This window comes from Brevibacillus sp. (genome assembly GCF_003521185.1).
In the GTDB taxonomy this organism is placed as follows: Bacteria; Bacillota; Bacilli; order Brevibacillales; family Brevibacillaceae; genus Brevibacillus; species Brevibacillus parabrevis.
Map to the genome: position 1 here is coordinate 45194 of NZ_DOTK01000015.1, position 9825 is coordinate 55018.

9 protein-coding genes are annotated in these 9825 nt (G+C 53.0%); all 9 read right to left on the reverse strand.

Annotated features, from left to right (window positions below; all coding sequences use genetic code 11):
* Positions 1 to 93: 93 nt before the first annotated feature.
* The 9 genes from pepF to DEP07_RS04255 all read right to left on the reverse strand — a co-directional run bounded on the left by pepF (position 94) and on the right by DEP07_RS04255 (position 9747).
* Positions 94 to 1905: an oligoendopeptidase F gene (pepF, locus tag DEP07_RS04215; RefSeq protein ID WP_173595824.1), complete on the reverse strand. Its 1812-nt coding sequence runs from the start codon at positions 1903 to 1905 to the stop codon at positions 94 to 96.
* A gap of 150 nt (positions 1906 to 2055) precedes the next feature.
* Positions 2056 to 3342: a UDP-glucose dehydrogenase family protein gene (locus DEP07_RS04220; RefSeq protein ID WP_287102167.1), complete on the reverse strand. Its 1287-nt coding sequence runs from the start codon at positions 3340 to 3342 to the stop codon at positions 2056 to 2058.
* A gap of 12 nt (positions 3343 to 3354) precedes the next feature.
* Positions 3355 to 4428: a glycosyltransferase gene (locus DEP07_RS04225; protein WP_122963536.1), complete on the reverse strand. Its 1074-nt coding sequence runs from the start codon at positions 4426 to 4428 to the stop codon at positions 3355 to 3357.
* Between the two features lie 25 nt (positions 4429 to 4453).
* Entirely contained in the window at positions 4454 to 5404 is a 951-nt protein-coding gene (locus DEP07_RS04230; protein WP_122963537.1) for an NAD-dependent epimerase/dehydratase family protein, read from the reverse strand.
* Entirely contained in the window at positions 5401 to 6204 is an 804-nt protein-coding gene (locus DEP07_RS04235) for a glycosyltransferase family 2 protein (protein ID WP_063226999.1), read from the reverse strand. Before DEP07_RS04235 ends, DEP07_RS04230 begins: the two co-directional genes overlap by 4 nt.
* The gene (locus DEP07_RS04240) at positions 6201 to 7247 is read right to left on the reverse strand and encodes a glucose-1-phosphate thymidylyltransferase (protein ID WP_122963655.1); all 1047 of its coding nucleotides are present in this window, start codon (positions 7245 to 7247) and stop codon (positions 6201 to 6203) included. Before DEP07_RS04240 ends, DEP07_RS04235 begins: the two co-directional genes overlap by 4 nt.
* 123 nt (positions 7248 to 7370) lie before the next feature.
* A complete protein-coding gene (locus DEP07_RS04245; protein ID WP_287102168.1) occupies positions 7371 to 8549 on the reverse strand; it encodes a glycosyltransferase family 4 protein in 1179 nt (392 codons plus the stop codon).
* Positions 8530 to 8952 (reverse strand): hypothetical protein, encoded by a 423-nt coding sequence (locus DEP07_RS04250; RefSeq protein ID WP_122963539.1) that lies wholly within the window; start codon positions 8950 to 8952, stop codon positions 8530 to 8532. Before DEP07_RS04250 ends, DEP07_RS04245 begins: the two co-directional genes overlap by 20 nt.
* 111 nt (positions 8953 to 9063) lie before the next feature.
* The gene (locus tag DEP07_RS04255) at positions 9064 to 9747 is read right to left on the reverse strand and encodes a DnaD domain-containing protein (protein ID WP_063226996.1); all 684 of its coding nucleotides are present in this window, start codon (positions 9745 to 9747) and stop codon (positions 9064 to 9066) included.
* Positions 9748 to 9825 lie beyond the last annotated feature (78 nt).

Sequence of the window (9825 nt, forward strand, 5' to 3'; positions counted from 1 at the left end):
GACCGTTACCGTTTTTTGGGCTTTCAGCAGAAAAAATCTAAAACAGGAAAAAGCAGCCAAGTAGAATTACTTGACTGCTTTTTTAGCATCGCTTTACTTCTCGTTTAAGAGCTGCTCCATTTCGTCCAGCAACTCTTTGAAAACACTCAACGCTTCTGCAACCGGGGCGGGAGAGGTCATGTCGACGCCCGCCTTTTTCAGCAGGTTGAGCGGATAGTCGGAGCTGCCGCCCTTGAGGAACTCCAAGTAGCGGTCAACAGCTGGCTGTCCTTCCTCCAAAATCTGCTTGGACAAGGAAGTCGCCGCCGAGAAGCCCGTGGCGTACTTGTAGACATAAAAATTGCGATAGAAGTGAGGAATGCGCGCCCACTCCAAATCTACTTCTTTATCTACAACCATGTCTGGTCCATGGTAAGCGACGTTCAGCTCACGGTAGATCGCACTGAGCGAGTCGGCTGTCAGCGGTTCGCCCTGCTCTTCTTTGGCATGGACGATTTTCTCAAACTCGGCGAACATCGTCTGACGGAAAACCGTGCCGCGGAATTGCTCCAGATAGTAGTTGATCAGGTACAGACGCTGCTTCTTGTCTGTCGTGGTCTTGAGCAGGTGGTGCATCAGCAGGGCTTCGTTGAGCGTGGAAGCTACTTCCGCCACGAAAATCTTGTAATCGGCATACGTGTATGGCTGGGCCTGATTGGAGTGGTAGCTGTGCAGGGCATGCCCCATTTCGTGGGCCAGCGTAAACATGTTGTTCACGTTGTCCTGGTAGTTCATGAGCACGTACGGATGGGTCGTGAATGCTCCCCATGAGTACGCCCCGCTCGTCTTGCCTTCGTTTTCATGCACGTCGATCCAGCCGTTGGAGAAGCCTTCCGCCAGCACGCGACCGTACTCCTCGCCGAGCGGATGGAGCGCCTCCTTGATCGTTGCGACCGCCTGATCGTACGGGATTTTCATGTCTACCTCGGGCACGATCGGCACGTACAAATCGTACATGTGCAGCTCGTCGACCCCGAGCAGTTTTTTGCGCAGCGCGATGTATTTGTGCATCAGCGGCAAGTGCTCGTGAATCGTCGAAATCAGGTTGTCGTACACAGACAAGTCCACGTTGTCCGCGAACAGGGCCGCATACAAGGCGGACGGATATTTGCGCGTCCGGGCGTAAAACACATCGCCCTTGATCGCCGAGGTCAGCGATGCGGCAATCGTATTGCGAAACTTGCCGTACGTAGTGTACAGCGCTTCAAAAGCTTCCTTGCGCACGCGTCTGTCCTTGCTCTCCATGAACTGCGTGTAGCGACCTTTTGTCAGTTCGACTTCTTCGCCGTTTTCGTCCGTAATCATCGGGAACTTCATGTCGGCGTTGTTCAGCATGCCAAAAATTTTCGAAGGAGCCGAAGCCAGTTCGCTCATGTTCGCCAGGAGCGCCTCTTCCTCCGAGGAAAGCGTATGCGGCTTGAAGCGCGTAATCTCGTCCAGCAAAATCCGGTAGTGCGCCAAACCTTCTGTGTCGTTGATCCACGCTTCCAACTTGTCCGTCGGGATGGTCAAAATCTCCGGCTGTATGTAAGCGAGCGCACCGTATACTTGCGTGCTCAGGCTGGTAGCACGATCAGTCAGTCCCTGGTACGTGCTGTTTGCGTTATCCTCGTCACGGCGCATGCGAGCGTAGACGTACACCGTATCGAGCGTCTTCGTCAGCTCGTCCTGAAGCGTCAATGCTGCGAGCAGCTGCTCCCCGGACTGGGCCAGCGTCCCTTTCAAGGCAGCAACTTGCTCGGTGAGTTGTTTCGCCTTTTGCACATCTTTTTCCCAATCCGCGTCGGTTGGGTAAATATCCTCCAACCGCCATTTGTATTCAGCGGGGACGTCACTGCGTTTTGGCAGTGTTTTGCTTTTGTTCACCGTGATCACTCCCTCGTAATTTGCGCTAGATGGTCAAATCATCCATATGTGACTATCCTACCGTATTATGCCAACTTGTTCAAATCATTAGCCTGCACTTGCGCCAAGTTGCCAGCCAAAAGAAAAAAGCTGAGCTTTCCCAAGGAAAAGTCAGCTTTTTCCTACCCCGATATACGTAAAGCCTGCTTGCTTGACGGTCTGGGCAGGCCAGGCGTTGCGTCCGTCGAGCAGCACGGGCTGAGCCATGCTCTGGCGGATTCGCTCCCAATCTAGCTGCACGCACTCTTTCCACTCGGTGACCAAAAGCGCAGCATCGGCGCCCGCTAACGCTTCTTCGGCTGTCTTCGTATAGGTTACATTCGGAAAAGATTGCTTCACAGCGTCTTCGGCAACCGGATCATAGGCAAAGACGGCAGCTCCCTGCTCTGTCAGCTCGTGCAAAATGGAAAGAGACGGAGCCTCCCGGATGTCGTCCGTATCCGGTTTGAACGCCAGCCCCAGTACGGCAATCCGTTTGCCCTGAAAGTCCGGCACGAGCTTTTGCAACTGCTGCAAAAACCACACGGGCTGTGTGGCGTTGACCTCCCGTACCTTTTCCAGAATCGAAAGCGAGATGCCGTTCTGGGCTGCCAGTTGCAGCAAAGCGATCGTGTCTTTCGGAAAACAGGAGCCGCCGTAGCCGACACCCGCCCGCAAAAATTCCGGGCCAATCCTGCTGTCGAGCCCCATCCCGTGCGCGATCGTGGCGATATCTGTACCCAGTGCCGTGCTCAGTCTCGCCAGCTCATTCATGAACGAGATGCGTGTCGCCAAAAAGGCGTTGGAAGCGTACTTGATCAGCTCCGCATTCGCCCTGGTCGTCACCACGCGCGGGGCATTCACGCCTTTGTACAGTTGTTCCATCACTTCCCCCGTCGACGGATCGCTCACGCCGATGACAATTCGCGAAGGCTCGATGGCATCCAGCAAGGCGCTCCCTTCCCGCAAAAACTCCGGGTTGGACGCGACAGACAGTTCCTGGCAGCCGTCGAGCAGGTCGGCCACTTTGTCTCCGGTCCCTACTGGCACCGTACTTTTGATCACCACAACCCGTTTTTGCAAAGCTGAGTTGTGCACTTCTTTGATCGCTGCTACCGCGCTGTACAAGTAAGTCAAATCAGCGGTTCCGTCATCCGCTTCGGGAGTCCCTACGCAGACGAAAAAAACATCCGCGTCTTTCGCTTCCGACAGCTGCGTGGAAAAAGCCAGGGTACCTGCTGCAAGCACTTGTCGCAGCGCTTCCTCCAATCCCGGCTCATAGATCGGAGAGATGCCTTGCCGCAATTTGACAATCTTCGCTTCGACAAGATCAATCCCGATCACATGATGGCCGTTCATGGCAAGGGAAACGGCAGTCGTCAATCCTACGTAGCCGGTACCGATCACGGCAACTTTCATTGCTTCACCTCATCATTTTTTCATCACGCGCAAATACAGTTCTTCCAGCTTCAGTCGCTGTTTGGAAACATCGTGGTTTTTCTCCACCTTCATCCTGGCTCGGGCGGTCATTTCCGGCCACTCGTGCTCGGAGGCGAGGACATGGTTGATCATTCTGCCGAGCTTCGCAGGCGAACGCTCCGGCACGAGATAGCCCGACTCTCCGTGCTCGATCAGCTCGGGAATCCCGGAATGGTAGGTGGAAACAACCGGGCGACCGGAAGCCATCGCTTCCATCAGCACGTTCGGAATCCCTTCCTGGTCGCCGTTGCGAGCCGTTTTGCAGGCGATGACAAACACGTGGCATCTCGCCAGTTCGCGCTGCACATCCTGATGCGGCAAGGCTCCCTTGAGCACGACTTGCTTGCCCAGCTTGTATTTTTTGATCATGCGCCGCAGTTTTTTCTTTTCGTCGCCATCCCCGACGATGATCAGCTTGGCTCGCGGATGCTTTTCGTGCACTTGCACAAACGCCTTGATCAATGTGTCCATGCCTTTCTTCTCCGTCAGGCGGCCGACGCTGAGCAGGCGATACTCGCCGTTCTGAACAGGCTGCGGTGGCAGCATCGGGAATTTGCGCAAGTCGATCCCCGAGCGAATCAGTGTGATTTTGTCACCCGAACAGCCCAGGCGGATCAGACGCTTTTTCATATGGTTGCTGACGACCGTAAACGCCTTGCCCTTTTTGAACAGGCGCTTGAGCGAACGACGATAGCCCGGATTTTCCCGTACGCGCTTGGTCGCATCGAAGCCGTGAAAAGAAGTGATCAGCGGCAACCCCGCTTTTCGCGCGTAGGGAAGAAGCTCCAGGCCAGCGGGACCAAAGCGGGCATGCAAGCATTTGATTTTTTTGCGCTTCATCCACCCGGAGAGTCCTGCCATGGAATTTCGCACATAGACAGGCGCATACGGGAACTGTTTGCGATTGAACGGCCGCTGCCTGGTCAAGACGACAGGTTTGACTCTCTGATGTCCAAGCAGCTGCTCGTAGATGAAGGTTTCACTTCTGGGCAGAAATTTTCTCCGATAGACGAGGACCCGATGCATGCAACTGGCCTCCTATTTTCGAGTTTTAGCTCCTCAGTTGGAAACGCATATCCGCCAACTGTCGGCGCAGCCCTTCTTCCAGGGAAACTTGCGGACGATAGCCCAACCGTTGCTCGGCAAGCCGTATATCTGCGCAAGTCCGCTGCGAATCACCGGCCGGACCAGGCTGAAACCGGATGTTGGGCGTCGTGTTCAAGAGCGTGCCCATGATGGTAAGGACATCGATCAGCTTGATTTCGCGGTTGCCGCCTACATTGAAAATCTCGCCGGGCGCAGCGTGGCGGCCAGCGAGTATGTTCGCCTCTACTGCATCGGTTACGTAGGTGAAGTCCCGCGATTGCTGGCCATCTCCATAAATGACGACAGGATCTCCCTTCATCATCTGCCGGAAAAAGCGGTGAAACGCCATATCCGGCCGCTGCCTCGGGCCGTATACGGTAAAGTAGCGCAACATCGTAATCGGCAAACCGAACGCTTTCACATAGACGGAACAAACCTGCTCCATCGCTTCCTTCGTCACCCCATAAGGCGATACGGGACGCAGCGGAGCGGATTCGTCCGTCAGCGTCCCTTGCATCGTTCCGTATACAGATGAGGAGGAAGAGACTACGATGACAGGCGGTTTCGGTCTTTGCAGGCATGCCTCCAGCAGCAGTTGGGTCGCCAAAATATTGTGGCTGACGTACTCGGAGAATGCCTTGCCCCAGCTGTTCCGCACGCCGGGCAGCGCAGCCAGGTGATAGACGACATCGACTTGGTCCAACCAATCGTTCCAACGCTCTGCCTGCAACATGGTTGAATGAAAAGTAAAGGCGGGATGGCTTCCGATCTCAGCGAGATTGCGAAGCTTGGCAGCAACGTCGTAGTTGTCGACGAAGCCATCGATGCCGATCACTGTCACCCCGTCATTTAGCAAGCGCTGAGTCAAATGTGACCCGATAAAACCAGCACAACCGGTGACAAGCGCTTTTGTCATCGCTTCCGCCGCCTCACTTTCTTCAACCTTTTGATCACGAGATATCCGTCCTTGTAGCCGTAGACAGCTTTGTACTTTTTGCCCCAACGTTTGAGGTAGTATTTGAACGTCTTTTTGCGCAAATGATTCCGTCTGCGCTTCATTTTATTGTCGGTCAGCTGCCCTCTGTGTTTCGTCCGGTTGTACAGCTTCTTGTTAATAAAGCGGACGCGGTATTTTTCGATCAGCCGCAAAATGATGCGGCGATCTTCCATGATGCGGCCTTCGTATTTGTCAGAGGTGTCCCAGCCCCCTACTTCGTGAAGCGCTTCGACCCGGTAGCAGCGCGGCGCGACCATCCAGCGATTGTATTTCAAAAATTGGTATTTGTTGCGAAAATGCTTGTGCTTGACGAGAAACGGATTGTAATACTTCCCGCGCCGCACGCGCCAAATTTTCACGTTCCCGTAGTAAAGCGCGGTGCTTTTCTTGCTTTTGCGAATGTACCTTTTGATGACCGCCAGCGTCCGTTTGGGCAGCCAATCGTCCGAATCCAGCTGCAACAAGTACGGAGTATCAACCATCGACAAAGCCTGATTCATCACTTTGCCGATGCCTGAGTTTTTCTCCATCCGGTAGTACATGATGTTGGGATGGTACAAATACTTTTCGACCTTTTTGCGCGTCTTGTCAGTCGATGCATCATCGATAATCAGCAGCTTCCAGTCTTTTGACGTCTGCTTCAAGACGCTGTTGATTGCTTTGCGGATGAACTTGGCACGATTGTACGTCGGGATGACCACAGTAAAAGTTGGGTTCATGTGTCCTCCCTCTTCACAGCTGGAATGCGAATCGATGACTTGTCGCTCAAAATAAAGACCCCGCTCGTATCCGTTGACTGCCCGACCAGATGGGAGGAACGCCCGAATACACTGTCCGTAATGCTCCAAGCGACATCCATAAGCGAACTGTTTTCCAACATAATACTATTTTCGATATGGGCGCAATTTTGCAGATGTACCCCGTTTTGGATCGATACGTACGGTCCCAATCGGCAGTTTTCGATATGACAGCCCTCGCCGATCAACACAGGCCCGACGATCTCGCAATTTGTGACGATTGACCCTTCGCCAACCCGATGAGTGTTGCCCAAATCTTTTGCCAGCATCCAGCGGTTGGCCTCCAGCCAACGGTCAATCGTTCCGACATCTGAATACTTGCCGCTTGTAAGGGCGTGCGCGATATGGAAACCGCGGTCAATCATGGACTGGATCGCATCCGTGATCTCGTATTCACCACGGGCGGATGGCTGTAGTGTAGCAATCGACTCAAAAATGGGTGGGGTAAACAGGTATGCGCCAATGACAGCCAGATTACTCTTCGGCTGGCGGGGTTTTTCCTCGACCGAGACCAGACGCCCTTCCTGTACTTCGGCAATCCCATAATCCTGTGGTCTCTCCACTTCACTTAGCATCACAGCACCGTCTGAATTATCACTGGTAAACGCACGCATGAGCCCGTGCAGCGAATCCATCAACAAGTTGTCACCAAGTAACAAAATAAACGGTTCGTCTTGCAAGAACGGTTGCGCTAAATGGACAGCATGTGCGATTCCAAGCGGCACCTCCTGCTCGATAAAAGTAATGGTAGCCCCAAATTGACTACCATTGCCCACCAAAGGAGGAATCTGCACTTGGGAAGGGTGTATGACAATTCCAATCTCTTGCACACCCACTTCACGCAGTTTGCTGATGCAGTAGTGTAATACCGGATGATTGGCCACAGGGAGGAGGGTTTTTGGTTGCGAATAGGAGAACGGGTGCAGTCGCGTACCACGTCCAGCACACAAGATTAACCCTTTCACAAGTATCACTCCCCAGTTGTGCTCTGCGATACTTATAAGGTATGCGTCTCGTGATATCTGGACAGGGCAGACGTCCATTCTCCTTGAAGAAAGGGCATAAACCTAGCGATGCCCGAAAAAAAGTTATCCGGTTTTGAGGAGCGGAAGCTTTTCTTTTTGGCGCTTTCCGACTGCATTCTCAAAGACGCGCAGGTAGCCTTGCGCCGTCGCGTACCAGGAAAACTGCTTGGCACGCAGCAGCGCCTGTTTCCCCATTTCCGTCCGAACATAGGGCGCGCTCCACAAAAGCTCCCAAACCGCTGGCAATTCTTTTCCCCAATCTTTGGGAGGAATCAAGAAGCCGCTGCCCTGATGGGTGACAACCTCTTTGATCCCGCCGCGCGTCGTGGAAATCACTGGCTTGCTCGAAGCCATCGCCTCCAGATTGACGCGGCAAAATGCCTCTTTCCAAATCGACGGAGTCGCTACCACGTCGCCAATCTGATAGTAGAGCGGCATTTGGGCACTAGGGACAAAATTGACGAAGCGGACTTTGTCACCGAGCGGCTTCGCCAGCCTTTTCAGTTCCCGCACGTACGGATTCAGGCGATTGCTGCCGTAGCCTGTGCCTCCCACGATGACCAGACGGGCGCGTGGGTCTTGCTTGCTGACCTGGTGAAACGCTTTGATCAGAATATGGACACCTTTGCCGCGCATCAGTCTTCCCGCGTAAAAAAGCACGCGGTCATCCGGCGACAAACCGACTTGCTTGCGCAGCTTTTTGATCGTGTAATGCAGCTTTGCCACCTGATAAGGCGACACATCTACCCCGAGATGAACCGCATGAATTTTTTCCGCGGGAATTTTGCATGACTTGATAAAATGCTGCCGCAAAAATTCGCTGTTCGTAATAAAGCCGGACGCCAGGCGAACGACACGCTTCATTTTTTCCTTGCTGATCATGCCTGGCGATCCGTACACATGGGAATGCATATTGACAAAGACCGGAATCTTCGGAAAATGCCTCTTGAGCTGGAGCACGTAAATCGGCCGATTTTCCACCAAAATGACATCCGGCTTGTGCTTGCGGATATGCTTGATGATCTTTCGCAAATAAGGACCTGGGCCATCGTAGGAAAAACGGATGAACTCGCGGTTTTCCTCTACTGTCGACTTGGGGTAAGTCGCGCAGCGCCGGGTGTAAATCGTCACTTTGTGCTCGGGATCGATCATTTTGGTCACTTCGTCGATATCGTGCTCCACCGAGCTTCCTTTGACGGGTGGTACGGAAAATGGCCCCGGGCTAATTATGGCGATGTTCATTCCGCTCGCTCTCCCACTCCTTTTTCAAGGACAGAACCACCTGATACAGATGTTGTCTCTCTTTGGACTGTTCCTCCTCTGCCTTTTTCCAGCGTTTTTCCCATGCCGCAAGCGATTCCTTCAGTGCTGCCACTTCCTGCTCCAGCTTTTCCAGCTGTTCGCTCGTCGCCACGTCGGTTTCTCGCATAATAATTTCGAATGTAGGCTCAAGCACCAGTTGTTTTTCCTCATCCGGCTTTTCGTCTGCCGGCTGTTTTGGAACTTGCTCGATCACGGCCTCCTGGGCTTTTTCCACGGGTTTCACAATCGAGATGCGCTCCACCGCTTCATCGACGACAAAATGCCCCGAAAAAACGCCTGGTGTTACCCAGTGGGGCAAATCCCCTTTTTTCCGCTTTTCCATAAGCCTTCCCTCCTGCAACGTGCTTCTACGTAATATGCTATGACAAACGCGGAAAATGGGTACGTGTACAAAGGAGACAGACAATAGAAAAAACCGCTTTGATTGGTAGCATCAAAGCGGCTGTCGATAATCTTTGGACTGATTTTGGCGGCGAAAATTCAAACTGTACAAGCGGGCTTGCTCTACCGTAGTAATTTGCTGCTTTTGCCACTCCAAAAGGATTCTGTCGATGTAGCGAATATGAAGCTTGCCTACCGTTGCGGCCTCACGCAATGCTGTTAGGATCAGCTCTTCCTGGTAACCGTCCTGCTCTGTCCACATGTGGATACTCTCCAACTCAAAAGGAGACAAAGGTCGACCAAACGCCTGCTCAAAACGGGAATAAATCGCAACCGGCTCTGCATCCAATGTCGCAGCAGCCTCCATGAACGGCTCCATCATCCGCGGATCAGCCTGCTGCTCGCGCCAGGTCTGATACAGCTTTTTATACAAAGGAGTCAAATTGTACTGCTCATGGCGCATTCCCGTCTGCGGATCGATAAATTCGTCAATGCTGATCCAGTCTTCCTTCAGCAGCTTTTGCAGCGATTGGATCAATCTCATGCTGGACATGGACATGCGCTCCTCCAGCTCGGTCAAGGTCGGAAAGCGATTCCCTTCCTGCTGAAAAGAAAGCAGATGAATGAGCAGCATCATTTCGTCGTCTGCCAGAGACATTCGTTTGTACATCTTTAGAAGAAGGTTGGAGACGGATGTTGCACCTTCTTGCAACAATTGCAATATATGGGAATCCATAACGCATGTTCACCTCTGGGTTGGATTAACAAGGAAGTGCGTAAAACGCGCTGTCACAATCGAGTAGGAGGGGGCGAC

Excerpts from the sequence above, each read along its gene's own strand:
- DEP07_RS04220 (WP_287102167.1), bottom strand. The coding sequence starts at position 3,342 with ATGAAAGTTGCCGTGATCGGTACCGGCTACGTAGGATTGACGACTGCC.
- DEP07_RS04225 (WP_122963536.1), bottom strand. The coding sequence starts at position 4,428 with ATGCATCGGGTCCTCGTCTATCGGAGAAAATTTCTGCCCAGAAGTGAA.
- DEP07_RS04230 (WP_122963537.1), bottom strand. The coding sequence starts at position 5,404 with ATGACAAAAGCGCTTGTCACCGGTTGTGCTGGTTTTATCGGGTCACAT.
- DEP07_RS04235 (WP_063226999.1), bottom strand. The coding sequence starts at position 6,204 with ATGAACCCAACTTTTACTGTGGTCATCCCGACGTACAATCGTGCCAAG.
- DEP07_RS04245 (WP_287102168.1), bottom strand. The coding sequence starts at position 8,549 with ATGAACATCGCCATAATTAGCCCGGGGCCATTTTCCGTACCACCCGTC.
- DEP07_RS04250 (WP_122963539.1), bottom strand. The coding sequence starts at position 8,952 with ATGGAAAAGCGGAAAAAAGGGGATTTGCCCCACTGGGTAACACCAGGC.
- DEP07_RS04255 (WP_063226996.1), bottom strand. The coding sequence starts at position 9,747 with ATGGATTCCCATATATTGCAATTGTTGCAAGAAGGTGCAACATCCGTC.